We start from the raw sequence: 24,450 nt of genomic DNA on the forward strand, positions 1-24,450 counted from the left end.
AAACATTAAGGGGTTGCATTGCGCAACCCCTTGTTCATTTACACTTTAAAAAATCCTAATTGCTGTTTTTGGTTCTCTGCCAAATTCGACAGTTCATGGCTGGCTGCTGCCGCCTGGGTGATCCCCGTGACATTTTGGCTAACCAGTTCATAAATATTGCTGAGGTTGCTATTTACGTCTGTCGTCACTTGTCCTTGCTCTTCCGACGCAACAGCCACTTGTGCATTAATGGTGTTAAGTTCAGAGATGGTACCGCTAATGTTGTTTAATGCGTCACTGACACGATTCGCCTGTTCTTGATTCTTGGCGAGCATGTCTAAGCTCGCATTCATGCTTTCGTTTGCACTGCCAGAGTGCTGCTGTAGTTCTTCAATAATGGCTTGGATTTCCTGTGTAGACTGCTGGGTGCGTGCTGCTAGCATGCGTACTTCATCTGCAACCACAGCAAAACCGCGACCACTTTCTCCAGCGCGAGCCGCTTCAATCGCTGCATTGAGCGCGAGAAGGTTGGTTTGTTCGGAGATCCCTTCTATCACTTCTATTACGTTGCCTATTTTCTCTGATTGCGCTTTAAGCAATGTGACAACGCCAGCTGCCTCCGTTAGTTTCTGCGCCATCTGCTCACTCGCACGCGTATTTTGTTCAAAAATGCTTAAGCTTTCACGGGCAAGTTCATTGGCTTGAGTTGAAGCCGAATCAGCTTGGTTTGCGTTTTGCGTTACCTCAGATGCGGTGCTTTCCATTTGGTTGATGGCGGACGCGACTTGCTCGACTTCGTTTCTTTCTTGATCAGAGTTCGCGCTAGACTGAGTCATCACAGCCGCAAGTTCCGTCGAAGCGGACGCGACGTCAACACTGATACGAACCAGAGAGTCGACGGTTTTACGTAACTGATCGATAGTGGTGTTGAAATCTCGGGCCAAGGCGGTAATTTCGTTGTCACCTTCTTCCGCTACTTTAACCTTCAGATTGCCCGCTGCGAGCTCTTTCATGGCGCTTTGCATGGCTTTGATCGGTTTTACGATGATGCCAGCCAGTCCCCAGCTTATCGCGACAGCCATAACTAGAACCACTATCAGCCCTAAGATGGTATTGAACATCACTTGCGAGTGGTTTTGCTGGTTTTGGTCTATTTCGATGAGTGCCAGCTCATTGAGCTTGACTGACAACTCGTCGATGGCGTTGGTCATCGTGTCGCCTTTGTCTCTATACAGTGAGGCAGCTTGGGTATATTGGTTGTCGAAATCTGCGGTGAGTGTGTGAGTTGAGTGCTTTTGAGTCAGTAGCGGGGCCATGGTGTGAATAGAGTAGTTGACGTAGTCGTTCATCGCGACTCGCAGTGCTTCGACTTCGGCGCTAAGCTCTGGAACTGTGTCCAAGGAGTCTAATAGCTTAAAGCTGACGGCTTGCTTTTGTTGAAGTGTCTCAGCAAGCTGCTTGACGTCTTCAGCACGAAATAAGCTGTAAATGGCTTTGATGCGCATCCCGTACGTGTTGTCGATGATTTTGGTGAGATCATCTTTGTGAGTGATCACCCCTTCAGTAGAGAGACTGACCTGATTGAAAACATGTTTCAGGGTAGTGGTGCTGTAGCTTATCCCTGCGACTAAAAGGAGTAATGTAAATACGACAGGGACAACCACCTGAAGTTTAATCGATAAGCCACTCAATAGTTGGCGCATAGAGTTTCCTCTTCATAAAAAAGTAATAAATTAAAATTGTTATTATTGTCAATAGAGTGGTTGATTCTAAGTTTTAAGCGGGATAATTCAACGTCGATAAACTTGGTCTGGCTCGCAATTCTTAAAACTCTTTAAGTTGTAAAAATGTTTATATTTCATTGCCTTATGTTACCTGTTGCGCTGCTTGTCAGTGATGGGAACTGAAGTGCCATTGTTCGAGGCGTCAACCAATAAGAGGCTAGTTGCGTAAAAAGTAAGTGACGATATGTGTCATACAGGCTTCAACTAAGTGAAACACAACTGTCATATTCGCCCCCTAAAGTGAGCACCGTTCAAGTGAAACACAACGGCAACAAAGCCAATTAAGGATATTGTGATGAAAAAGACAGTTATCGGTGCAATCGCACTTCTAGGCGCAATGGCAGTGACTCCAGTTTCTGCTAAAGAAACTATCTCTGCAGTGGGCTCTAGCAGCGTAACTCCACTGATGGAAGTTTTCTCTGAAACATACATGAAGAAGAATTCTGACGTATTTATCGAAGTACAAGGCCCAGGTTCTTCAGCGGGTGTTAAAGCGGCTAAAAACGGTTCGGCAGATCTAGGTATGTCTTCTCGTAACCTAAAAGAGTCTGAAAAAGAGCCAGCTCTTATCGAAGAAGTAGTAGCACGTGATGGTATCGCTGTTGTTGTTAACCCTAAGAACGACCTAAAAGGTCTGACTGCTGACCAAGTGTCTGCAATCTACAAAGGCGAAATCACAAACTGGAAAGACGTTGGTGGTGCAGATAAGCCAATCGTAGCGATTACTCGTGATACCGCTTCTGGTACTCGTGGCGCATTTGAAGACATCATGTCTCTAAAAATGAAAATCTCTGGTAAGAAAGTATCGGCTATCTCTCAACGTGCTCAAGTTGCGAACGGTAACGGCGCTCTGAAAACGATGGTGGCTTCAAACCCATACGCAATCGGCTACATTTCACTAGGTACGGTTGATAACACAGTTCACGCGCTAGCGATTGACGGTGTAGATGCAAAAGTAGACAACGTTAAAAACGGTTCTTACAAAGTAGCGCGTCCTTTCCTAGTACTTTACAAGAAAGGCCAACCATCTGCTGAAACTCAAAAATTCCTAGACTGGATGCTAACTGACGAAGCGCAAGCTATCGTTGATAAGAAAGGCTACATCTCAGTTAACTAATTTATTTCAAATCCCTTACTTGCTCAGCCTGCTTTTGGGCTGAGCCTTTTCTTAACTTCCTAACGAGTGATGAACTCGGTAGATCGGTAAGAGCCTTATGACCATCGCAACAAATAGTGAAAAGCTTATGAATAGTGAAGCTGAAGCAACTCGAGTTTCTAAGCCGCGTTTGCGTACGAAAAAACGAGTGGATTGGAAAGAGCGCATCTTCCATGGCTTATTCCTTACTAGTGCAGTAATCGGCATTGTTTCTCTGTCTATTATTGCTTACTTCATTGTCAGAGAATCTATCCCTGCTTTTGCAGAAGTGGGTGTGAGCGGCATCGTTTTAGGACAAAACTGGCTGCCACCAGCACTGTATGGTGTCGCAACCATGATAGTTGCATCCATTGTATCTACATTTGGTGCCGTTATTGTCGGTGTGCCTGTGGGCGTGCTGACGGCGATTTTTATCGCTGAGATAGCCCCAAAACGCGTAGCGGATGTGATTCGCCCAGCGGTTGAACTACTGGCGGGTATTCCATCGGTGGTGTACGGATTCTTTGGCCTTGTTATCATCGTTCCTCTCATCCAAAACATTTTTGATGTACCTGCGGGTAACACCATTTTGGCCGGGATTATTGTTCTGGGTGTGATGATTCTACCAACGGTAATTACCGTATCCGAGACCTCTATCCGTGCTGTCCCTCGTGCTTACAAAGAAGGTTCTTTGGCACTAGGTGCATCTAAAATCTACACCATCTTTAAGCTGCTCGTACCGGCGGCGCGTTCAGGCATTATGACGGGCGTTATCTTAGGTATTGGCCGAGCGTTGGGTGAAACCATGGCGATCATCATGGTGATGGGTAACGCACCAGCAATGCCACAAGGTATTCTGGACTCAGCACGAACGCTGACGGCTAACATCGCTATTGAGATGTCCTACGCGAGTGGTGTACACGCAAACGCGCTGTACGCAACAGGTGTTGTACTCTTGGTGTTTATTATGATGCTGAACGCGGCATTACTTTACCTTAATCGCGAAAAAGCGAAGTAAGTAAAGGAAAGGTGACGAATATGGATCGCGCAAAACTAAAACAATCTCGTGAATTAAAAGATAAGATTCTAAACGGCTTTATTTGGGCTGCCGCTGGTTTAACTGTCGGCTTCTTGTTCTGGATTATCTGGTACATCTTATCCAACGGCTTGCAACACGTTGATTGGAACTTCATTACCGACAATTACACACGTACAGGCGAAGAGCACGGTATCTTCCCAATGATTGTCGCGACTATTTATATGGTGGTTGCTTCTATTGCAGTAGCGGCACCACTAGGCATTATGACCGCTATCTACCTGACAGAATATGCGAAAGTAGGTAGCCGATTAGTGAAAGTTATTCGTTTTTGTACTGAGTCTTTGGCGGGTATCCCGTCGATCATCTTCGGTCTATTCGGTATGACTTTCTTTGTAGCAATACTTGGATTGGGCTTCTCGATTCTTTCAGGTGCACTGACTCTAAGTATTCTGATTCTTCCTGTTATCATCCGTACAACAGAAGAAGCATTAATGGCGGTGCCACAAACATACCGTGAAGGTTCTTACGGTTTGGGCGCGTCGAAAATCTATACCATCTGGCGCTTAATCTTGCCAAGTGCAATGCCAGGTATCTTAACTTCGGTCATTCTTAGTATTGGTCGTGTGATTGGTGAATCGGCTCCTGTGTTCCTGACGGCAGGCATGGTGGCGCGTATTCCAGACTCTTTAATGGACTCTGGTCGTACGTTAACGGTTCACTTGTACAAGCTAACTACCGAGCTATTCACCGTTGAAGAGTGGAATCAGGCTTACGGTACGGCAACGGTACTGATCGTCGTTGTACTGCTGATCAACATGGTAACCAAGCTGATTGCCAGCCGCTTTAATACCGCGACGTACTAGACGTACTAATAGCTAAAACAGAATTACTTGAATTTAAGATTATAGAGATTAAGAACATGAACAAATTTGATATTGAAAACCTAGATCTGTTTTACGGTGAAAACCAAGCACTGAAATCAATTAACTTGCCGATTCCAACTCGCCAAGTGACTGCTCTGATTGGCCCGTCAGGTTGTGGTAAGTCGACCCTTCTTCGTTGCCTGAACCGCATGAATGACCTTATCGAAGGTGTGAAGATCACAGGTCAATTGAACATGGATGGTGAAAACATCTACGGCAACATCGATGTGGCGGATCTAAGAATTAAAGTAGGTATGGTATTCCAAAAGCCAAACCCGTTCCCAATGAGCATCTATGAAAACGTGGCATATGGCCTACGTGCTCAGGGTATTAAAGACAAAAAGCATATTGATGAAGTGGTTGAACGTTCACTGCGTGGTGCGGCACTTTGGGATGAAGTAAAAGATCGCCTTAAGTCACACGCGTTTGGTTTGTCTGGTGGTCAACAGCAACGTTTGTGTATCGCACGTACGATTGCGATGGAGCCAGATGTGATCCTGATGGATGAACCGACTTCAGCACTAGACCCAATTGCGACGCACAAAATCGAAGAGTTGATGGAAGAGTTGAAGAAAGACTACACCATCGTGATTGTGACGCACTCTATGCAGCAGGCTCGTCGTATCTCTGACCGCACCGCGTTTTTCTTGATGGGTGAACTGGTTGAGCACGATGAAACTCAGGCGATTTTCAGCGCACCACAAGATGACCGTACTAAAGGTTATGTTAACGGTGACTTTGGTTAAACCAAACCGACAACAATTTTTACTGGTATTATCACTATAACAATAAGCGATGGTATTTTTGCCCCTCTCTATGAGGGGCTTTTTTTATTCGCGACAGATGAGGTTGCAGGACGCCATGAGCCGTTATACGACGAGACTTTTGTTCTGATTGGCAAATTTCATCTTATACATATTTGCGTCTGCGATAGAAATTAACTGTGTCAGTTGGTCTGCATCGGTGGGAAAACGCGCTACACCGATACTCGTCGAGAGCTTTGCTGTTTTTTGATGACCAACATTTACCTCTGACTTAAAACACGCTTCGATTTGTTGCCAAGACGCATCCAGATCGCGGTTGTGAGCCATGAGTGCGAACTCATCTCCGCCAATTCGATAGCAAGGCATTCCCAGCTTGGATAAACGAGTAGCGACTTGCGTCAGTGCTTTGTCGCCCGCTTGGTGGCCATATTCATCATTAATCCGTTTAAAGCCATTTAAGTCCAGCAAGAACAAGTAGAACTCGTTCTGTTCTTCGATCTGCTTGTTTAGCTCATTAAACATAGCCAGTCGACTTTTCACTTTCGTTAGAGTGTCGGTTAAGGAAAGCTGGCGGTGGTATTTCGCTTCTTGATGAATAATAAATCCTGCCAGACCCGCGCAAAAGCAGAGCAATAAAAGCAAGGTAAATTGTATCTTATTGAGCAGTTTTGCCGTATCTAGCTGTTCTTGGAACAAGGGACTGTTCACTCTAAAGTTAGTGTTCACATACTGAATCATCGACCAATAGATTTTAGACAGCTTATTGGATACCTCTCTAGCGTAGAACTCGTTGTCGATAAGGTCTAGGCGCGGTTCGACCATTTTAAAGTCATTGAACATGGACTGAAAAAAAGGTCGCGTACCGGGTAAAGAGGCAAAGGTATCCGCTTCTCGATTGTTGAGCAGCAAATCAAATCGGCTCCACGTCAGCTCATATTTCAGTTTGACTTGCTCAGTATAATCTGGGTTTTCTCTCGAGTATTGTGAGATGGCCGTGAGCTCTGAGAACTCTTTCGTGAGTTGAAAAAGAAACCAAGTACCTTGGCTTTTTTGCTCAGAATATGAACGAGTTAGATCTCTTGTCGACGAGAGTAGAAATAGGTTGGCGAAAATTAAAATCGCAGACATCACCAAGAGCAGAACTTTTGCTCTGCATAGCATAGGCGATAGTTTTGCGCGTTTATGGCTGAGTTGCATCATCGGCTTTATGGAAAGTTATCTCTTTGATCTGCCAGACCATTTGTGAATGGAAAGAAATATCGTCAATCTCTGGGTACTTTTCGAGATCAAAGATGAGCCAGTAGGGCCCCTTATTTCTTACTTTAATTTTTTCGTGTTCTATTTCGTAAGCAATGATGGGTTGATAGCGTCTAATATCGTTGATTTGAGATGTCGACATGTAATCGTTAAGGCCTAGAAACGAAATTGAACCCACATCGGTAAGTTGGTAAAACTCAACTAAGTCAGTCACTTTTATACCAGTGAATGATTTTCTGTTTTCAAACCAAGGAAGTTGTGTTTCAAATGTGGTTGATTCGAATTGAGTGCTAATCTCGTGATCAGTCAGAACTACGGCGCTTTGATCTTCCATCCGAATAATGAGCTGAGAACTAACAGCTTGAAAGCTCACCATTAGCAAAAGTGCACTAAGTCGCTTCACCATAGTCCCTCCGGATGAATTGCTGTGCAGTTATTTATAATTATATTGATAAGTATACACGCAATGTTTTTGTGGTGAGATGTTTTTTGTCTGGTCCGAATACAGCCTAAGGCCTGACCTTTTGGGGGAAGGGGTGTTCTTGTGATAAAAATAAAGCCCCAATTAAGGGGCTTTATTAAGGACTTAAGTGCTCAATCAGAAGATTAGGTGAGCAACACCTGCAATCACTGGCAGTGTGATTAGTGTTCTTAGAATGAAAATCACGAACAATTCAAAAATGTTGACTGGAATGCGGCTACCTAATAGTAAAGCACCAACTTCTGACATGTAGATCAGCTGAGTGACAGACATTGCAGCGATAACAAAGCGTGTCATTTCACTGTCGATTGACGCTGCCAGAATCGCTGGAATAAACATATCCGCAAAGCCAACCACAATTGTTTCTGATGCTGCTGCCGCTTCTGGAATTTGTAGTAGCTCTAGGAATGGGATAAATGGTTGGCCTAAGATGCTAAATACGGGCGTGTACTCAGCCACGATTAGAGCAAGTGTACCTAAACCCATTACCACTGGTAGCACACCAAACACCATGTCGATAGCGTTTTGAACACCTTCGCTAAATACATCTTTTAAAGACTTCACTTTGCTGGCTTTCTCAAGTGCTAGCTCCATGCCCCAAGACAGGCTTGTGTGACCTTCAGGAACCGCATCTGCGTCTTCACTTGGTTTAGTGCCATCAATAAATGTATTTTTCTTTGTGCTCAGTGGTGGTAAGCGAGGAATAATGATTGCTGCCACGATACCCGCAAGACAAACCGCGCCGTAGAACGGAAGGAATAGGTGTTCTAGCTCGACTTGAGCGATAACCACTAAACTAAATGTGATAGATACAGCCGAGAATGTTGTACCAACTACAGCCGCTTCACGTTGCGTGTAAAACTTCTCTTCATACTGTTTGCTGGTTAAAAGAATACCTACCGAGCCGTCACCTAGCCATGAAGCAATACAGTCAATCGCACTACGTCCTGGCAAGTTAAACACAGGGCGCATCACTTTACACAGTAGCGTACCAACCAGTTCAAGCAAGCCAAAGTTCATTAGCAGTGGAAGCAGTAGACCTGCAAAAATGAAAACAGAAAACAGTGTAGGCAGTAAGCCTTCTAGCACCAAGCCACCCGTGTTCTCTTCCCATACCTGCTGCGGACCAACCTGGAAGTAGGTCATAACAACGGCAATGCCGCCGATGACTCGCACGGCTAACCAAATAGGGGATGGACTGAATAAGCCATTTAAAAATGAGTTGTTAGCAATAAATGCAGGTTTAGCAAAACGGAACAGCACAGAAGCGGCTGCCATGAACGCGATGATCGCAGAGACTACACCGACTAAGTAATCGCCAAATGTAGATTGAACAGATTTAGCTAAGACCGCAACAGGAATCGTGATATCACCCTGGTAGCTGATCGGAGCCATGAATAGGAACAGTCCCACTAATGATGGGATTAAGAACATCCAAAAGTTGCCCTTAGCTTTTGGCTGTGTGAGTGTTTGCGTATTATTTGACATTAGATTTCTCATGTTACTACTAGTCAATAGTATGCCGATCCAAGGTGGCATATATATTCACTAAACATCCATATTTCGTCATATAGATGGAGAGTAATGCCTTTTGAATTCCTTTGCAATACTATTCATTAAACATCGCTAAATATTCAACGATTAGTTCGATACAAAGAGATTCTACTAGATGTTTGTAGTAATTTTGTTAATTAATTTGGTTTTTTGTTTTATTTGTGATCTTGGTTGATACGTCTGTCACTAGACACATATAAGTAAAACCAGTATGAAAATGCCATCGTTAACGCGAAGAATATAGGCATTAAAAGAGCTGACAGCCCATGCAGCGCAAAGAGTTTACCGCCAATGATCCCACCAGAGAGAAAACCACAAAGGATAAAGAGAAAGAGCTTTGCTTTGCGGAAATCGAAATCTTTGCCGCGTAGTCGAGCGCCGATCATAATGCCAAAGTCGGTTATGATGCCCGTCATGTGTGTGGTCCTGACAACTGCGCCGCTGAAGGTGGTGATCATTGCGTTTTGCAAACCGCAAGCGGCGGAAGCGAAGTATTGACCGGACAGCTCACCGTCTAAAAGCAATAAATAAGCAATGTACAGCAGGCCGCTTTCCATGCAGAGTGCAACACCGTAGCGTCTGCCGAGTTTTAATGCCGTGCCTTCTATAAACGTACCACTTAATACGGCCCCCAGCATAAAGCTGAGAACTACCATAAACAGGTGAATGGCCTGTTGGTCCAATGCTTCTATTTGTGTTCCTAGTAAGGTGAAAGTGCCGGATACGTGAGAGACAGCTTGGTGCTGGAAGCCAAGTAAACCAATGGCGTTCACGACGCCGGCAAGTAATGCGAGTAGAAAAGCTCCGTACTCTACCCACTTTGGTAATTTAGAAATCAAAATTAGCTCCTCAGTATGAAGAGAGGGATTATACCGCTAGAGCCTGTAACTAGACACGTCAAATCTATGAAACAAATTGATCTTACGCAATTAAGGATTACGTTCCACTTGGCAGTCAAATTTCACCCAAGTGTGCATCCTTTCTTCGTATACCGAGAAGCTAGGTATTGGCAGGTCTTGTTGGTTGAACACACCCACAGGAACAACAAGAGTATTAGGCAGTGCGCTAAGGCGCATTAACATGGTGGTGCTGCAGCATGGACAAAAAAAGTAAGTTACCTCATTGCCTGACTCCGTAATACGGGAATATTCATTCATATCACCACTATAGGAGATTTGGCTTTGATCGAACCTTGCTTGCACTCCAAAAACACTCCCAGTTCGTTTCTGGCACTCAAAGCAATGGCATATCGCTGTGCGTTCAGGGTCGCCACGGCATATCAACTTCACTTGACCACAACTACATTCCGCTGTTCTTACTTTCATTTTTGACTTCACCTGAACTCCTAATCGAACAAGAAGAGAGAAGATATAGAGCCTATGTCACTATTTTTAGGACAGCAGAGCTGAATTGGTCAAATGTTAGTGATGAGTAATGTAACATTACTCACTTATATCGTTGTTGAGAGATAAAATGAAAAAACGTTTACTGCCAGTACCTTTGATACTGCTCATCCCTATTTTGCTTCTTATTGTCGTCGTTGCTGCCGGTTTGTATCGCTTTAGTATGAGTGATGAAGAAATATTAGCAAAATTTCCCAGCACCCAGCAGAAACAAGATGAGATCCTAAAAGCGGTGTTTTCTATCTCGACGCCAAACCCTTGGACGATAGAAGTGCCCGATAGCCATGCCTTCAGTTTTATTGATACGTACAATGAACAAGCTGAACAGGTCACAGGAAAATACGATGATGGGGTGGAGCGAGGCACTATCACCATCTTTACCAAGTGGATGCTGACACTTAGCGATACGGATTATGTGTCGGTCATGAGTGTCTCTAATCAAGGGAGTGGCGTGTTCTACTACCTGTCTCGTTTTCATTACGATACAAGATTAAAACGTATGGTGAGGAAAGAAAGCCATTTACTTGGTGATCGTATTCAGTTGGAGTCACTTTCGCAAAGTGGTGAGCACCTTTATGTCGACTTTTTTGTTCATGGCGATAACCAAGCGATGGCCCAAGAGCCAAATTTGAGAAAGACGCAAGAATTTAAGCTGTCGAGCTCAGGAGTTGTGAGTTTGATTGAATAAAAATACGGTTGTAAAAGCACCAAACCTTGCTTATTGTTTGAACTGTTCGAAAGTTAATTGCTGTTTAGGGAAGAGACCATGATTAATAAACGATACTTTAAAACAAAAGATGAAGTGGAGGTGACGTTTGAACTACCGGCTTCCGAAGCGGAGAAATCCGTTGCTATTGTTGCTGACTTTCTAGATTGGCAGCCAACAGAGATGAAGAAAGTTGCCAGGACAAAATCTTACCGATTTAAAACACGCTTACCAAAAGATGGCCAGTTTGAGTTCCGTTACTTGGTTGATGACAAAAAGTGGGTGAACGATCCTCAAGCCGATACCTTCAAGCCTAATGTGTTTGGTGAAGACAATGGCTTAGTCAGCACTTATCAATAATTCGGTTATTTTTTTGTCTAAAAGAGGTGCGAATTCGCACCTCTTGTTGATCTAACTTTTACATTAGAAAGGTGACAAATCTTCCAGAAATTCGTACTCTTAGCGCTTTCTTTTAGTACAAAGGGTAAAGCTGTGCGCGCTAAAACAACAGTAATGAGTCGCCTAAATGAGCTTTCAAGTTTCAAAAAGTGGTCGCTGATAAGCCTGCCTGTATTGGCTGCAGTGGCACTTTCATCAGTCAATAATAACCGCCCTCTCACTCGTACTATCGACTTGTCTATTCCTGAATCGGAGATTGTCTCCGATATTATGCAAACCGAACTATCGCATGTAGATGTGCCTGACTACGAATACACCATTCAGTCAGGAGATAATCTAAGTTCTATCTTTGATCAGCTGGGATTTGGCTATAGCGAATTAATGAGTGTGATGGCAACGGATCTCAACTACCTGGCGTTAGACACACTAAAGCCAGGAAACAAGTTACGCTTTTGGAAAGCGGAGCAACAAGGCAAGCTACAAAAAATGGAGCTTGTGTTTAGTTTGGTTGAGAGTGCGGTGTATACCCGTTTAGACGATGGTGCTTTCGCGTTTGAAGACATCAAAATTCCAGGTGAGTGGGGATCTCGCGCCTTAGTTGGCTCGATTCAAGGCAGCTTCTCTCAGTCTGCATACTCACTCGGGCTAGGGGCCAAGCAGGTGAGTCAGATAGTTACTCTGCTCAAAGAGAAAGTTAATTTCTCTCGGGATTTAAGAGCGGGTGACAAATTTGAAGTGGTTCAATCACGCCAGACGGTCAATGGTGTATTCACCGGGAATGAAGAACTGCAAGCGATTCGAATTGTGAACCGAGGCAGAGAGTTAACCGCCTACCTTCATACCGACGGTCAATACTACGATTACAGTGGCGAAAGCCTGGAACGCGCGTTCCAACGTAAACCTATTTTGGGTAATTATCGCTTGAGCTCCAACTTTAACCCGACGCGTAAACACCCAGTGACTGGCCGTGTTGCGCCTCATAACGGAACGGATTGGGCGACGCCGACCGGAACGCCAATCGTATCGACTGGTGATGGTGTCGTGATACTCACTCGTAACCACCCTTATGCGGGTAAGTATGTGGTTGTTGAGCACGGTAACCGCTATAAAACGCGTTATTTGCACCTAAGTAAGATTCTTGTCCGTAAAGGTCAGAAAGTGTCACGTGGTCAGCGTGTGGGTCTGTCAGGGTCAACAGGGCGAGTGACAGGTCCTCATATTCACTACGAACTCATCGACCGTGGCCGACCAGTGAATGCTATGCGAGCCAATATCCCGATGGCAAACTCAGTACCTAAGGATCAAATGGCGGCATTTAAGGCGCGTAGAGATGAGCTTGATCGAATGATTAAGCAACAGGAAGCCTTGCTCGCACGCCAAAGCAACGAGACAACGGCTGGCTAAAACTAAGTTTGAATATTAAAGCTCCTGCGGGAGCTTTTTTTGTACGTGATGTACGCAAAAGTTGCATTACATAAATGTCATTAAAGTTTCACAAGATAGTGATCAAGTCGATGTAAATGTAATTGAATAATGACTAAATTGCATAAATTGATTTCCATCAAAAGTGTGGGGTTATTGTGTGCTACCTTGCTCGCAAAATAAAAATGACTTGATAGTTCATTAATTACAAAGCCCTACGTAAGGAAATTACAATGAAAAAAACATTATGCAGTGTTGCGGTTCTAGCTCTTCTGGCTTCAGGTAATGCCTTTGCTCACAAAGAAGGTGATTTTATTGTACGCGCAGGATTAGCGTCTGTAGTGCCAAATGACAGCAGCGATAAGATCCCAGGTACAGACAAAGAGCTGGAAGTGGATTCAGATACTCAGCTAGGTTTGACAGTGGGTTACATGTTCACTGACAACATCAGCTTTGAAGTGTTAGCAGCAACACCATTCTCGCATAATATTTCTACTGAACTTGGCAATCTGGGTGATATCGCAGATACCAAACATCTACCACCAACCTTTATGGTTCAATACTACTTTGGTCAGGCAGAAAGCAAGCTGCGTCCATATGTTGGTGCGGGTATCAACTACACAATGTTCTTTGATGAAGGCTTTAACAGTCATGCTAAAGCCAATGGTCTGAGTGACCTGAAACTCGATGATTCTTGGGGTTTAGCAGCGAATGCGGGCGTAGACTACATGCTCAATGATGACTGGTTTGTGAATGCGTCAGTTTGGTATGCCGATATCGATACAGAAGCAACCTACAAAGTCGGAGTTACTGAGGTTAAAACAGACGTCGAAATCGACCCTTGGGTCTTTATGATCGGTGGCGGTTACAAGTTCTAACGTTGGCATAATACAACGGACACAAAAAGGCGGCTCATTGAGCCGCCTTTATTATTTTAGGACGAGACAATAATTAATTACTTTTACTGGTAATTACTTCTCTACTTGACCAAGTTTTAGCCACGTATCAATCACTGTATCTGGGTTCAGAGAAACAGAGCTAATACCTTGCTCCATTAACCATTCCGCTAAGTCGTCGTGGTCTGATGGGCCTTGGCCACAAATACCTACGTATTTGCCAGCTTTAGTCGCGGCATCAATCGCCATTTTCAGCATCACTTTCACTGCTGGGTTACGCTCATCGAATAGGTGAGCAACGTCACCAGAATCACGGTCCAAACCAAGTGTTAGCTGAGTCATATCGTTCGAGCCGATAGAGAAGCCGTCGAAGTACTTCAAGAACTCGTCAGCCAGTACTGCGTTTGAAGGCAGTTCGCACATCATGATGACTTTCAGACCTTCATCACCACGGCGCAGGTCAAACTTAGCAAGCAAATCAATAACGGATGCTGCTTCGCTTGGTGTGCGAACAAATGGGATCATGATTTCTACGTTCTTCAGACCCATTTCGTTACGTACGCGTTTGATTGCGCGAGTCTCTAGTTCAAAACAGTCTTCAAACACAGGAGAGATGTAACGTGAAGCACCACGGAAACCTAGCATTGGGTTTTCTTCGTGCGGTTCATAGCCTTGGCCACCCACTAGGTTGCTGTATTCGTTTGATTTGAAGTCAGACAAACGAACGATAACGCGTTTCGGCCAGAATGCTGCTGCGATAGTTGCAACACCTTCAGTCAGCTTGCTTACGTAGAAATCAACTGGATCTTTGTAACCACGGATACGCTGCGTGATTTCTGCTTTAAGTTCTTCACTTTGAGCATCAAAGTTAAGCAGTGCTTTCGGGTGAATACCAATCATCTTGTTGATGATGAATTCTAGTCGAGCAAGGCCAACACCTTCATTTGGAATCTGAGCGAAATCAAACGCGCGGTCTGGGTTGCCCACGTTCATCATTACTTTGGTTGATAGTAGTGGCAATTCATCAACCGATGAACGCTTCACTTCAAAATCTAACTCACCTTGGTAAACGTAGCCTGTTTCACCTTCCGCACAAGAGACAGTGACCGTAGTACCGTCTGTAAGGCTGGCTGTTGCATTACCACAACCAACGATAGCTGGGATACCAAGTTCACGAGCAATGATTGCTGCGTGACAAGTACGACCACCACGGTTAGTAACGATAGCGGATGCTTTCTTCATTACAGGTTCCCAATCTGGGTCTGTCATGTCTGTTACCAGTACATCACCCTCTTGAACCAGAGACATTTGGTCCAGAGAATCCACTAGGCGTACTTTACCGCTGCCGATACGCTGACCGATAGCACGGCCTTCAACTAGAACGTCTGCTTTGTTGTTCAGTTCGTAGCGTTCGATAACGTTTTGATCGTTTTGAGAACAAACCGTTTCAGGACGAGCCTGTACGATGTACAGCTTGCCGTCGATACCGTCTTTTGCCCACTCAATATCCATTGGACGTTGGTAGTGCTTCTCGATGATCATCGCTTGTTTTGCTAGCTCTTTGATCTCTTCATCATTTAGAGAGAACTCGTTGCGCTCTGCATCTGAAGTATCAACGATATCCACTTGCTTACCAATCTCTTGGTTGGTTGAGTAGATCATCTTAGTTAGCTTAGAACCAAACGTTTTCTTAACGATAGCGTTTTGGCCTGCTTCAAGTAGCGGTTTGTGTACGTAGAACTCGTCTGGGTTCACTGCACCTTGCACAACCATTTCACCTAGACCCCAAGCAGATGTGATGAACACAACTTGGTCGAAGCCTGACTCTGTATCCAGAGTGAACATAACACCTGATGATGCTTTGTCTGAGCGAACCATGCGCTGAATACCAGCAGACAGAGAAATGCCTCGGTGGTCGAAACCCTGGTGCACACGGTAAGAGATAGCGCGATCGTTAAACAGAGAAGCATACACATGCTTAGTTGCTTCAAGAACAGCGTCGATACCTTTCACATTTAGGAAAGTTTCTTGCTGGCCCGCAAATGATGCGTCTGGCAAGTCTTCAGCCGTTGCAGAAGAACGAACCGCAACAGAAAGCTCAGTGTTACCTTCAATAAGCTCATGGTAGTTGTTACGGATGTCTTGCTCTAGATCAGCAGGGAAAGGCGCTTCTAAAACCCATTGACGGATAGTGGCACCTGTCTTACGCAGTGCATCTACGTCTTCAACATCTAGTTCATCAAGCAGTTGGTGAATGCGATCATCTAAGCCTTCGTAATCCAAGAATTGATTAAAAGCATAAGAGGTTGTCGCAAAGCCATTTGGCACTGAAACACCAGCGTTTGAAAGGTTAGACACCATTTCACCAAGTGAAGCGTTTTTACCGCCGACTTTGTCGACATCTTCCATGGATAGGCCATTGAACCAGAGGGTATTGTTTTGCATGTCTATCTCCGAAACATTGCAGCTTTGTAGGGATTCTAAAAGGCAAACGATTACGCTAAAGCTCAAAAAAATTGTTAAAAATTTTAAAAGCTGTGGGGGACGTAACTGTCAGCCTATGTTCGTTATCGATATTATGGTGTTTATCCTACTCAAAAGAATTTGAAAGTTTAAATAAAATATGCAAATTGATAGTCAAAGTCGTGATGTATTCTATGTTTCTGACGGAACGGCCATAACATGTGAGACTTTAGGACATGTTGTTCTAGGTCAATTTTCGTTCAAAGCTAATGAAAAGACTTTCCCTTTTGTGGAAAGCGAGGACAAACTTGAGGAGCTATTAAAACAAATTGAAGCGTCGAATCGTGTGAACGGTGTCAAGCCTTTGGTTTTTTTCTCTATAGTTATTCCAGAACTTAAGAATATGCTCCTTGATGCACCAGCTCATTGTTATGATGTGCTGGAAAGTATCGTACAGAAAGTACAAGACGATACTAAGATGGACCCAACTCCAAAATTGCAGCGTTCGCGCAGTGTAGGCAAAGACTCTGATACCTATTTTGACCGTATTGCCGCGATTGAATACACCCTTGCGCACGACGACGGCATCACCCTGAAAGGGCTTGAGCAGGCCGACATCATACTACTTGGCGTCTCTCGTAGCGGTAAAACCCCAACCAGTCTCTATATGGCGATGCAGTTTGGTCTGCGCGTGGTGAACTATCCATTTATCGAAGAAGACATTAAGCGTTTACGCTTACTTCCTGAGTTTGAAATACATCGACACAAGCTGTTCGGTTTGACGATTAATCCGGAGCGTTTGACCGAAATTCGAGAAAACCGTTTGGCTGGCAGCGATTATGCCAGTACAGAGCAGTGCTTGACGGAGCTGGCGAGTGTCGAAGCGTTATTCAGACGAGAGGCGATTCCGTATATCAATACCTCTTCCCTTTCTGTTGAAGAAATCTCAGCACGCATATTAGAAAAGGCAGGATTAAGACGTCGTCTGCTGTAATGCGTTTCAAAAAACAAATAGGGGGCTGATTCGGCCCCCTATTAACGTGATTTACTATGTTACCTAACTGGTTACTCGGAAGACTCTTCCGTGAGTAGCTGAGTCGCTTGAATGCCATTCTCTTGCAGAAAAGCGAGCAACTTAACCAGATGCTGCACATCGGCGGTTTTGTCTGCCCCAATCACAATTGGTTTCGCATCCGACTTGTGCTGCTCAAGTAAGGCAAGTGTGAAGTTTTCCCAGTCAATGTATTCTTTGCTATCGATAGCCCAATGAGGCTCTGAAGCAAGAATGTTGACCGTGATCGACTTAGTATCCACGTCCGAAACGGCTTGAGAGTCTGTGGTGGGTAAGTCAACTTCTAACGACTCCAATTTAACCGCCGCAGTCAGCATGAGAAACACCATCACGATGAAGATGATGTCGAGCAATGGCGTTAAATCGGGGGTTAACCCAAAGCGGTTGTCTGGCTCTTTTGCCCTGATCATGCTGCGGCCTCAACTGGGGTTTCTACTTTCTTTTTACCATTTAAGGCTACGTGTTGAACGCTAATGCCTTCTAACCACAGGTTTACGTAGTTAAGCGTGTGTTCTAATTTAGCCATTACCTTGTCTGCCCAAAGGCCAAGCAGTTGTGCGCCAGCAATCGCGGGTAGAGCGATCAGTAGGCCAGCTGCGGTAGTGCGCATCGCTAGGCCAAGGCCATCTGCGAGATCGTTAGGTGTGATGTTACCAGTAGAAGCCGCTACCCCTTTAAACATCTCGATCAAACCCAGTACGGTACCTAAAAGTCCGATCAAAGGACTTAATACACCAATCAGGGTCAGCAGTCTTAGTCCCGAGTTAAGCTGGTGGCGTTTTTCCTGCAACCACATACCAGCGGCATCTTCTCTTAGCGTTTTAGAAAACGAGTGATGAGCCAGCAACATCGCCACACCTTTGTATAAAAGAGGGCGGCGAGGCGACAGTTTATCCGCAAGACGTTCTATTTCAGCTGTATCCGTTGGAGAGATATTATCCAGCTCTGCACGGATCGCCCGTTTACCAACCCCTAAACTGATGACAACTTGAAACAGTCTCTCTGCGACAATCATCACGGTTAAAGCCGAGCAAATAATTAACGGCCAAGCCATTAAGCCAAGGTTATCTTGAATGTTCTGTAATTGTTCCATTATCTATCCAACTTAAAACGTATAGGAATTTGAACTCGGTGGGCCGTACGTTTCCCACCAACGATGTGTGGAGAAAACTTCCACTTTTTAATAGCATCTAGTGCCGCTTTATCCAGAATTCTCGTTCCGGAAGAGGTCTTAAGAACTTGCTTTACCTGTTTGCCGTTCTTATCAAGCCACACTTCGTAAACGGCTACGCCTTCAAGCCCTCGCTTCCTCGCTAAGCGCGGATAAGTCGGTGGTGTTGGCTTGGTCAAGAATGACGGCTTTTGCACCAGGACAGGCTGCGCAGTCGCTCCCTGGCTAGACGCCGCGGGTTTAGGATCTTTGGTCTGTTTTTCTGGCTCAGTCTGTTTCTTTTCTGCCGGCTTCTCTTGAGGAGTGGGTTTTGGTTTCGGCTTTTCGACGACTTTCTTAGGAGTAACTTTAGGTTGCTCCTTCTTCTTCACCGGCTTTTTCTTTTTAACGGGTTTCGGTTTCTTTTTAACCGGCTTTGGCTTCGCTGGTTTTTCCTGTTTGATGACTTCTTTTTTTACCGGCGGCGGCTCAACAGGCTTTTCGACAGGCTGTTCAACCGGAGGTGTTTCCACGGCTTTAGGCGTTGGCTGCGCAGTAAAATTAATTGAAACAGAAGTAGATTGATTCCCCGTGGGCATAGCAAACACTTTTGGCTCATGTGCGACAAACAGGAATGCGGCATGTACCGCTAAAGATACGCCGCCTGCTACGCAATATCGCTTCAGATTCACTCTGTCCTCACAACTCAGTCTTAGTAAAAATTGGATTAGGATTATTGCTTAAAATACAAATAATATCAATTCTCAATTGCATTATCGTTTGTTTTTAACGGTGTGTTTATAATTTGTTGCTACTGAGCTTTAAAGTGCTATTTATTAATAACTTAAGCTGATGGTTTGGTGTGAAATGATTTTACAAAATCAATGGATGACCTAGCAAATTAGGCTTCGCTAGGCTCATTTTGGCTCGATAAGGAGAGGGCTTCCTATACCCAAAGATAAGTATAAGAAGCGTTTGTCGCGTTATGATACTAATGTGGATTGTTCGAGCACTTGTGGGTTAGCAATGTTGTGTGGTTGAGCATTGAGGTAGTGGAGTACATTCTCTAACGCCCACTGGAAATAAAGCTCATAACTATTGCGTTCCACATAGCCAAGGTGCGGAGTCGCCACCACATTCGGCAATGTCAAAAGCGGTTGGTTGTCTACATTGGTGGGCTCTTCCTCATAGACATCGACTGCGGCTCTTTTTGACGGAGACTCAACGAGCGTTTGGTACAAAGCGCCAGGCTCAACGAGTTCAGCGCGGCTGATATTGACCAGGAGTGAATCAGGCTTCATTAAGTCTAAATCTTGCTTCGTAACAATATGTCGCGTTGCGCTGTTTAAACGTAAGTTAAGCGAGATAATGTCACACTGACTGAAAAAGTCGGACTTGTTTTCTGCTGCTTGATAACCGTGGCGAATGGCTTTGTCACGCGATTGTTCACTTCCCCATACTAGCACCTTCATATTGAAGGCTTGAGCGTATCGCGCGAGCTGTTGGCCTATCTTTCCATATCCCCAAATTCCGAAAGTGCGGCCACTCAGTGTCGACCCAAGCCCTAGCTGGCCTGATTGCTGCCAGTGACCTTGCTTGAACTGCTCGATATAAGCGGGAATATGCCTCATAGACGCCATGATAAGCGCCCAAGCGAGTTCCGAAGGCGCGACTGGCGAACCGACGCCTTCTGCGACGGCAACATTATGTGTCGTGCAATCATCTAAATTAATGTGATTGCTGATTTTCCCTGTTTGGCTAATCAGCTTCAGGTTCGGTAATCTGGCTAGCAACCGCTCTGTTATCGTGCTTCTTTCTCGGATAAGGACGAGAATATCGAAGGGCTTAAGGCGTTCAGCCAGAGCGTCTAAGTCACTGAGTGTGTCGTTGAAGACGGTTATGTCATGGCCGTTGAGCATTGAAAAACAGGAAAGTGTACGAACTTGGTCCTGATAATCATCCAAAATAGCTATTTTCAAAATATCTCCTTTATTTTTATTGGGCTTAAAAGCTAGAGCCGGGTTGTTTGAGAAATTCTACTTCTTCCGGAGTACTTTCCCTGCCTAATATTTCATTCCTATGAGGATAACGACCGAAACGCTCAATAATTATCTTATGCTTTATTTCAAAGTCATAATTATTCTCTAAACCAGGAGTACTAAAAAGCTCAACCGCTCTTTCATGAATAATATTCGACTCGCTGTGCATAAAAGGCATATAAAGAAAGCCTTTTTCTGCATTGGTCAACTGCTCATCCATTTCAAGCAGAATCGTTTCTTGAGCAAGCGCTAACGCGAGTGGATCTTGTGAGTACGCTTTTGCTGTATTGCGGTAAACGTTTCTAGAAAACTGATCGAGAATGATGATCTCTGCCAGCCTCCCGTGAGGTGTGGCTCTCCATGTAAAAAGTTCTGATTTTTCAGCGCTTTTCAGTAGCTCACCAAAACGTTCGGTTATCGTTTTATCCAGGGCGTCATTCGCTTCAAACCAATCTTTTGGGGCCAACTCTTCAAACCAAAAGGACAATACGTCTTGTGGGGTTATGTTGTTATTCATGATGCCATCCATGCAGAATACTTTCTGGATAATTATTGCTGATTTTATTTAAAAACAAAATATTTTGTGATGGAGTTTAAGAAGATAAACAAATTTTCATTTGAGGATGTGAAATACGACAAACTAACTATTCATCGAAGTCGGTTATTTAATAATGATATGAATAAATCCATCACGAGTTATTGGAATAATATTCAGTATCGAAAAGTTGCGAAAATTTATCCCCGTTTATTCATGGTGATTTAAAGAGATTTGAATCACGATTTTAATATCCGTAATTCTTTAATCTTGAGGCCAACAAATACTAGATCATAACTTGATTAATTTTTTATCCCATATTTTGGAGGATAGTTTTATGCGTATCGTATTAGCATTAGGTGGTAATGCACTTTTGGCTCGTGGCCAGGCTTTAACTGCAGAAAATCAAAGAGATAACATTCAAAAAGCAGCAGAAAGTATTGCGGCTATTGCTAAGCATCATGAAGTCGTCATTGTTCATGGTAACGGCCCTCAAGTCGGCTTGCTAATGGAACAAAACGCGGCTTATCAGGAATATTCTCCGGAAACGACTCCTTACCCTATGGATGTCTTAGGCTCTGAAACGTGTGGAATGGTAGGTTACATGTTGCAACAAGAGCTGAAAAATTGTGAATCAAGCTTAAACATCGCGACGTTAGTTACCCAAACTCAAGTGAGCAAAGAGGACCCAGCATTTGCTAATCCTACTAAGTTTGTTGGCCCGGTGTACACGCAAGGACAAGCGGAAGAGTTAATGGCAGCCAGCGACAAAGTGTTTAAAGCTGATGGTGAATACTACCGCCGTGTTGTTCCTTCACCTATGCCTAAAGACATCGTCGAAGTGCCTCAAGTAGAAACGTTGCTTCAAGCGGGCAATGTTGTGATTGCGTGCGGTGGTGGTGGCGTACCAGTTTGCATGGAAAAAGGGCGCAGTGTGGGCGTTGAGTGTGTGATCGATAAAGACTTAACGGCAGAATTGCTAGCAGAAAAGATTGATGCAGATTTATTTGTGATTTTAACGGATGGCTCAATTTACCGTAACTACGGAAAAGCGGATCAGGCAGAGATGAAAGTCGCAACACCAAAAGGGTTGTCTGAGTTCTCATTCCCTGCAGGTTCTATGGGACCAAAAGTGGATGCAGTGTGCAAATTTGTCGAGTCAGGCCGAGGAGATGCTGCAATCGGTTCCCTATTTGAGCTGGATAAAGTGATCTGCAATGAAGCGGGTACATTGATTAAGCAAGGCGAAGGGATTGAGTACTACTAATCGGTTGTAGCGCATAGCGTTGAACTCAACTTTTTACTCCATATAGGTATTGGCTTTTAGCTGCCAATACCTATAATTTGGCGTTCTTTATTGGCTGCTTACTATTAAGTTGTTTTATGAGCGCGCAAATTAAACCTGATCGTATAACCGCAATGCGATCCATCATCGAACAAGTCAAGTCCACACTCCCTCTCTACGAACCCGAAACATTTATCTGTGGTACTAAAGGCAATTGTACGGGATGCCCAAAGAAGTTACTCGAAATGGTTGACGATGAACTGAGTTATTGGGAATCCGCTATGGACAGAGGTATTACGCCGCAATTCGATGAAATCAGACGCTTTGGTAAAATGTGTACCAGTGTGAAGCGCGGATTACAGCGTAATAATCTCCTTTAAACCTTGGCTTTTTTTACAAAGTAAGGGTTGTCGAATTTTTTTGGGTTGCCCAATTCGGAATACACCAGTTTATTCCATAAGGTGCGGTCAAACTCGGCTTTTTCTAATGCGGGGTAGAGCGTATCTAATTCATCCATTGCTAAACGCATAAACTGCTTTTTCTTTATTTGGTTGTAGATGCGTGCCACGTGGTTATGTTTTGAAATCCACTCTTTTTTAAAGGCGATCAGAGCTGGCTCTGCTTGTTCCAATGGCAGGCGTGACAAATAGATACGCTTGTATGAGACTTTTCTGTCTATCATCGTGCGCATGGCCGTTTGAATGTACTTACCGTGATGGGTAATAGACACATCATCTTTATCGAATGGTTTTACACACCAGCCAGTAGGTAGATAATCTCGTTTTTTATATTGTTTGTTGCGAACATTTATTGCCTGATGCATCACCAGATCAGAAGTACCATTAAACGTTTGTTGCCATGTGCCGATTCGAATTTGAATGGCCGTCGGCAAACGATAAATATTAGTAAACTTATCTTGATCCATATATAAAACACTTAATTAATTATCGAAAACGCCAGAACTTCGGACGGCACAATAAGTGCGGTCTGAACCGAAAATATAGGAGGAGGAATTAGATCCTAATCGAGTATTCTAGTGAAAATCAGTGGAACTAGCTAGGGAATTTACTAACTAAATTGTTAGTTTTGTGCAGCTTAGCAGTACGTTACAGGTTTTGTTTGGCTACTTTCTAAGGTTTTTTGGGGCTTTTTTGACGGTGTTAATTTGAAGGCTCGTGCGCGAAAAGCACACGAGCCTTACGATTCAGAAATTAATCGTAAATCGTTGGGATTGGCTGACGTTTGTGCTGTGTGATTGTGTAGATGCGTACCAAACGTTCGATGACTTCTGGTGCAACAGGTTTGCCTTCCAAGAAGTCGTCAATTTGGTCATAAGTCAGGTTAAGTGCTTCTTCATCGGCTTTTTGCGGCGTCAACTCTTCGAGATCGGCTGTCGGAACTTTCTTCACCAGTAGTTCTGGTGCGCCTAGTGTTTCGGCAAGCTGGCGAACTTGACGTTTGTTCAAACCAAATAAAGGTGCAAGGTCACACGCTCCATCGCCAAATTTTGTGTAAAAGCCGGTGATGTTCTCTGCCGAGTGGTCGGTACCAATCACTAAGCCACCCACGTAGCCTGCGATTTCGTATTGGGCCATCATACGAGCACGAGCTTTCACGTTCCCTTTTACAAAATCCACTTTTGCAGCATCTTGCGGGATCAGGCCTGTGCCTTCTAAAGCAGTATTGGTTGCCGCGTGAATACCATCCACACCTTGCATGATGTTTACAGAAACAGAGTGCGTTGGCTGGATAAAGCGAATCGCTAGCTGGGCTTCGTCTTCATCTTTTTGCTCTCCGTAAGGAAGGCGAACAGCGATGAATTGGTACCCGCCATCGTTCTCTTCATTAAGTTGGTCTACAGCCAACTGCGCAAGACGACCACACGTGGTTGAGTCAACACCGCCACTGATACCTAGAACCAGAGCTTTACAGCCTGACTCTAAAAGTTTGCGTTTGATGAAGTCGACACGACGTGTGATTTCAAATTGAGGGTCAATAGATGGCAGAACATGCATCTCGTCGCGAATCAACTGTTCCATTATGTTTCCTTCCTGCAAGCAATGTAGTTTAAAATTCAGGTTGCCTTAAGATATTCCCTTTCTGATAAAGTGAAGGCTAATATCGTAAAGCGACAGCTTCACATGATACCTAAATGAATCGATTA

25 protein-coding genes are annotated in these 24,450 nt (G+C 44.3%); 11 read left to right on the forward strand and 14 right to left on the reverse strand.

The window, feature by feature from the left end; translation table 11 throughout:
• Positions 1-38: 38 nt before the first annotated feature.
• Positions 39-1,682, reverse strand: a complete 1,644-nt coding sequence (locus VNE01S_RS03985; protein ID WP_053396077.1) for a methyl-accepting chemotaxis protein — start codon at positions 1,680-1,682, stop codon at positions 39-41.
• A 376-nt stretch (positions 1,683-2,058) separates the two neighbouring features.
• On the opposite strand from VNE01S_RS03985, the gene VNE01S_RS03990 reads away from it, so the two are divergent.
• The 4 genes from VNE01S_RS03990 (at position 2,059) to pstB (ending at position 5,606) form a co-directional block, all read left to right on the forward strand.
• The gene (locus tag VNE01S_RS03990; protein ID WP_053396078.1) at positions 2,059-2,880 is read left to right on the forward strand and encodes a phosphate ABC transporter substrate-binding protein; all 822 of its coding nucleotides are present in this window, start codon (positions 2,059-2,061) and stop codon (positions 2,878-2,880) included.
• 97 nt (positions 2,881-2,977) lie between these two features.
• Positions 2,978-3,916 (forward strand): phosphate ABC transporter permease subunit PstC, encoded by a 939-nt coding sequence (gene pstC / locus VNE01S_RS03995; protein WP_053396079.1) that lies wholly within the window; start codon positions 2,978-2,980, stop codon positions 3,914-3,916.
• 20 nt (positions 3,917-3,936) lie between these two features.
• Positions 3,937-4,800 (forward strand): phosphate ABC transporter permease PstA, encoded by an 864-nt coding sequence (gene pstA / locus VNE01S_RS04000; protein ID WP_053396080.1) that lies wholly within the window; start codon positions 3,937-3,939, stop codon positions 4,798-4,800.
• Between the two features lie 56 nt (positions 4,801-4,856).
• Entirely contained in the window at positions 4,857-5,606 is a 750-nt protein-coding gene (pstB, locus tag VNE01S_RS04005; protein ID WP_053396081.1) for a phosphate ABC transporter ATP-binding protein PstB, read from the forward strand.
• A gap of 123 nt (positions 5,607-5,729) precedes the next feature.
• Here the strand turns inward: pstB and VNE01S_RS04010 are convergent, their stop codons facing one another.
• The 5 genes from VNE01S_RS04010 to VNE01S_RS18830 all read right to left on the reverse strand — a co-directional run bounded on the left by VNE01S_RS04010 (position 5,730) and on the right by VNE01S_RS18830 (position 10,241).
• Positions 5,730-6,752, reverse strand: a complete 1,023-nt coding sequence (locus VNE01S_RS04010; protein ID WP_245649867.1) for a GGDEF domain-containing protein — start codon at positions 6,750-6,752, stop codon at positions 5,730-5,732.
• A gap of 52 nt (positions 6,753-6,804) precedes the next feature.
• Positions 6,805-7,287: a putative pterin-binding protein gene (locus tag VNE01S_RS04015; protein ID WP_174522326.1), complete on the reverse strand. Its 483-nt coding sequence runs from the start codon at positions 7,285-7,287 to the stop codon at positions 6,805-6,807.
• Positions 7,288-7,479: 192 nt separating this feature from the next.
• The gene (locus VNE01S_RS04020) at positions 7,480-8,850 is read right to left on the reverse strand and encodes a YjiH family protein (RefSeq protein ID WP_053396083.1); all 1,371 of its coding nucleotides are present in this window, start codon (positions 8,848-8,850) and stop codon (positions 7,480-7,482) included.
• Positions 8,851-9,071: 221 nt separating this feature from the next.
• Positions 9,072-9,755, reverse strand: a complete 684-nt coding sequence (locus tag VNE01S_RS04025) for a YoaK family protein (RefSeq protein ID WP_053396084.1) — start codon at positions 9,753-9,755, stop codon at positions 9,072-9,074.
• 90 nt (positions 9,756-9,845) lie between these two features.
• Positions 9,846-10,241, reverse strand: coding sequence for a GFA family protein (locus tag VNE01S_RS18830; protein WP_169773949.1), 396 nt, complete (start codon positions 10,239-10,241; stop codon positions 9,846-9,848).
• A 148-nt stretch (positions 10,242-10,389) separates the two neighbouring features.
• Between VNE01S_RS18830 and VNE01S_RS04030 the strand changes: the two genes are divergently transcribed.
• The 4 genes from VNE01S_RS04030 to ompW all read left to right on the forward strand — a co-directional run bounded on the left by VNE01S_RS04030 (position 10,390) and on the right by ompW (position 13,724).
• Positions 10,390-11,007, forward strand: coding sequence for a hypothetical protein (locus VNE01S_RS04030; protein ID WP_053396085.1), 618 nt, complete (start codon positions 10,390-10,392; stop codon positions 11,005-11,007).
• Between the two features lie 78 nt (positions 11,008-11,085).
• Positions 11,086-11,385, forward strand: a complete 300-nt coding sequence (locus tag VNE01S_RS04035; protein ID WP_053396086.1) for an isoamylase early set domain-containing protein — start codon at positions 11,086-11,088, stop codon at positions 11,383-11,385.
• Between the two features lie 153 nt (positions 11,386-11,538).
• Entirely contained in the window at positions 11,539-12,828 is a 1,290-nt protein-coding gene (gene shyA / locus VNE01S_RS04040) for a peptidoglycan DD-endopeptidase ShyA (protein WP_053396149.1), read from the forward strand.
• A gap of 251 nt (positions 12,829-13,079) precedes the next feature.
• Positions 13,080-13,724: an outer membrane protein OmpW gene (gene ompW / locus VNE01S_RS04045; RefSeq protein WP_053396087.1), complete on the forward strand. Its 645-nt coding sequence runs from the start codon at positions 13,080-13,082 to the stop codon at positions 13,722-13,724.
• A gap of 93 nt (positions 13,725-13,817) precedes the next feature.
• On the opposite strand, the gene ppsA is transcribed toward ompW, so the two are convergent.
• A complete protein-coding gene (ppsA, locus tag VNE01S_RS04050) occupies positions 13,818-16,187 on the reverse strand; it encodes a phosphoenolpyruvate synthase (RefSeq protein WP_053396088.1) in 2,370 nt (789 codons plus the stop codon).
• A 178-nt stretch (positions 16,188-16,365) separates the two neighbouring features.
• On the opposite strand from ppsA, the gene ppsR reads away from it, so the two are divergent.
• A complete protein-coding gene (gene ppsR / locus VNE01S_RS04055; protein WP_053396089.1) occupies positions 16,366-17,199 on the forward strand; it encodes a posphoenolpyruvate synthetase regulatory kinase/phosphorylase PpsR in 834 nt (277 codons plus the stop codon).
• Between the two features lie 71 nt (positions 17,200-17,270).
• Here the strand turns inward: ppsR and VNE01S_RS04060 are convergent, their stop codons facing one another.
• The 5 genes from VNE01S_RS04060 to VNE01S_RS04080 all read right to left on the reverse strand — a co-directional run bounded on the left by VNE01S_RS04060 (position 17,271) and on the right by VNE01S_RS04080 (position 20,983).
• On the reverse strand, positions 17,271-17,687 hold the full coding sequence (locus VNE01S_RS04060) for an ExbD/TolR family protein (RefSeq protein ID WP_053396090.1): 417 nt from the start codon (positions 17,685-17,687) through the stop codon (positions 17,271-17,273).
• Complete coding sequence (locus tag VNE01S_RS04065; protein ID WP_053396091.1) at positions 17,684-18,370, reverse strand: MotA/TolQ/ExbB proton channel family protein; 687 nt, start codon at positions 18,368-18,370, stop codon at positions 17,684-17,686. Before VNE01S_RS04065 ends, VNE01S_RS04060 begins: the two co-directional genes overlap by 4 nt.
• Positions 18,370-19,119 carry an energy transducer TonB gene (locus VNE01S_RS04070; RefSeq protein ID WP_053396092.1) on the reverse strand — a complete coding sequence of 250 codons (750 nt, stop codon included), beginning with the start codon at positions 19,117-19,119 and terminating at the stop codon, positions 18,370-18,372. The genes VNE01S_RS04065 and VNE01S_RS04070 overlap by 1 nt, the downstream gene beginning before the upstream one ends.
• Before the next feature lie 291 nt (positions 19,120-19,410).
• On the reverse strand, positions 19,411-20,406 hold the full coding sequence (locus tag VNE01S_RS04075) for a D-2-hydroxyacid dehydrogenase family protein (protein ID WP_053396093.1): 996 nt from the start codon (positions 20,404-20,406) through the stop codon (positions 19,411-19,413).
• 25 nt (positions 20,407-20,431) lie between these two features.
• Entirely contained in the window at positions 20,432-20,983 is a 552-nt protein-coding gene (locus tag VNE01S_RS04080) for a DUF924 family protein (protein ID WP_053396150.1), read from the reverse strand.
• A gap of 355 nt (positions 20,984-21,338) precedes the next feature.
• On the opposite strand from VNE01S_RS04080, the gene VNE01S_RS04085 reads away from it, so the two are divergent.
• The gene (locus VNE01S_RS04085) at positions 21,339-22,268 is read left to right on the forward strand and encodes a carbamate kinase (protein ID WP_053396094.1); all 930 of its coding nucleotides are present in this window, start codon (positions 21,339-21,341) and stop codon (positions 22,266-22,268) included.
• 116 nt (positions 22,269-22,384) lie between these two features.
• Positions 22,385-22,666: a hypothetical protein gene (locus tag VNE01S_RS04090; RefSeq protein WP_053396095.1), complete on the forward strand. Its 282-nt coding sequence runs from the start codon at positions 22,385-22,387 to the stop codon at positions 22,664-22,666.
• Here the strand turns inward: VNE01S_RS04090 and VNE01S_RS04095 are convergent.
• Complete coding sequence (locus VNE01S_RS04095; RefSeq protein ID WP_053396096.1) at positions 22,663-23,211, reverse strand: MSHA operon transcriptional regulator; 549 nt, start codon at positions 23,209-23,211, stop codon at positions 22,663-22,665. The two genes, VNE01S_RS04090 and VNE01S_RS04095, sit on opposite strands and share 4 nt — an antisense overlap.
• Positions 23,212-23,497: 286 nt before the next feature.
• Positions 23,498-24,325, reverse strand: coding sequence for an NAD(+) synthase (nadE, locus tag VNE01S_RS04100; protein ID WP_053396097.1), 828 nt, complete (start codon positions 24,323-24,325; stop codon positions 23,498-23,500).
• Between the last annotated feature and the right edge of the window lie 125 nt (positions 24,326-24,450).

Source organism: Vibrio nereis NBRC 15637 (assembly GCF_001591105.1).
GTDB classification, from domain to species: Bacteria; Pseudomonadota; Gammaproteobacteria; order Enterobacterales; family Vibrionaceae; genus Vibrio; species Vibrio nereis.

What these genes read in the sequence shown, in the direction of transcription:
- VNE01S_RS03985 (WP_053396077.1), bottom strand. Translation starts at nt 1,682, where the DNA reads ATGCGCCAACTATTGAGTGGCTTATCGATTAAACTTCAGGTGGTTGTC.
- VNE01S_RS03990 (WP_053396078.1), top strand. Translation starts at nt 2,059, where the DNA reads ATGAAAAAGACAGTTATCGGTGCAATCGCACTTCTAGGCGCAATGGCA.
- pstC (WP_053396079.1), top strand. Translation starts at nt 2,978, where the DNA reads ATGACCATCGCAACAAATAGTGAAAAGCTTATGAATAGTGAAGCTGAA.
- pstA (WP_053396080.1), top strand. Translation starts at nt 3,937, where the DNA reads ATGGATCGCGCAAAACTAAAACAATCTCGTGAATTAAAAGATAAGATT.
- pstB (WP_053396081.1), top strand. Translation starts at nt 4,857, where the DNA reads ATGAACAAATTTGATATTGAAAACCTAGATCTGTTTTACGGTGAAAAC.
- VNE01S_RS04010 (WP_245649867.1), bottom strand. Translation starts at nt 6,752, where the DNA reads ATGTCTGCGATTTTAATTTTCGCCAACCTATTTCTACTCTCGTCGACA.
- VNE01S_RS04015 (WP_174522326.1), bottom strand. Translation starts at nt 7,287, where the DNA reads ATGGTGAAGCGACTTAGTGCACTTTTGCTAATGGTGAGCTTTCAAGCT.
- VNE01S_RS04020 (WP_053396083.1), bottom strand. Translation starts at nt 8,850, where the DNA reads ATGTCAAATAATACGCAAACACTCACACAGCCAAAAGCTAAGGGCAAC.
- VNE01S_RS18830 (WP_169773949.1), bottom strand. Translation starts at nt 10,241, where the DNA reads ATGAAAGTAAGAACAGCGGAATGTAGTTGTGGTCAAGTGAAGTTGATA.
- VNE01S_RS04030 (WP_053396085.1), top strand. Translation starts at nt 10,390, where the DNA reads ATGAAAAAACGTTTACTGCCAGTACCTTTGATACTGCTCATCCCTATT.
- VNE01S_RS04035 (WP_053396086.1), top strand. Translation starts at nt 11,086, where the DNA reads ATGATTAATAAACGATACTTTAAAACAAAAGATGAAGTGGAGGTGACG.
- shyA (WP_053396149.1), top strand. Translation starts at nt 11,539, where the DNA reads ATGAGTCGCCTAAATGAGCTTTCAAGTTTCAAAAAGTGGTCGCTGATA.
- ompW (WP_053396087.1), top strand. Translation starts at nt 13,080, where the DNA reads ATGAAAAAAACATTATGCAGTGTTGCGGTTCTAGCTCTTCTGGCTTCA.
- ppsA (WP_053396088.1), bottom strand. Translation starts at nt 16,187, where the DNA reads ATGCAAAACAATACCCTCTGGTTCAATGGCCTATCCATGGAAGATGTC.
- ppsR (WP_053396089.1), top strand. Translation starts at nt 16,366, where the DNA reads ATGCAAATTGATAGTCAAAGTCGTGATGTATTCTATGTTTCTGACGGA.
- VNE01S_RS04060 (WP_053396090.1), bottom strand. Translation starts at nt 17,687, where the DNA reads ATGATCAGGGCAAAAGAGCCAGACAACCGCTTTGGGTTAACCCCCGAT.
- VNE01S_RS04065 (WP_053396091.1), bottom strand. Translation starts at nt 18,370, where the DNA reads ATGGAACAATTACAGAACATTCAAGATAACCTTGGCTTAATGGCTTGG.
- VNE01S_RS04080 (WP_053396150.1), bottom strand. Translation starts at nt 20,983, where the DNA reads ATGAATAACAACATAACCCCACAAGACGTATTGTCCTTTTGGTTTGAA.
- VNE01S_RS04085 (WP_053396094.1), top strand. Translation starts at nt 21,339, where the DNA reads ATGCGTATCGTATTAGCATTAGGTGGTAATGCACTTTTGGCTCGTGGC.
- VNE01S_RS04090 (WP_053396095.1), top strand. Translation starts at nt 22,385, where the DNA reads ATGAGCGCGCAAATTAAACCTGATCGTATAACCGCAATGCGATCCATC.
- VNE01S_RS04095 (WP_053396096.1), bottom strand. Translation starts at nt 23,211, where the DNA reads ATGGATCAAGATAAGTTTACTAATATTTATCGTTTGCCGACGGCCATT.
- nadE (WP_053396097.1), bottom strand. Translation starts at nt 24,325, where the DNA reads ATGGAACAGTTGATTCGCGACGAGATGCATGTTCTGCCATCTATTGAC.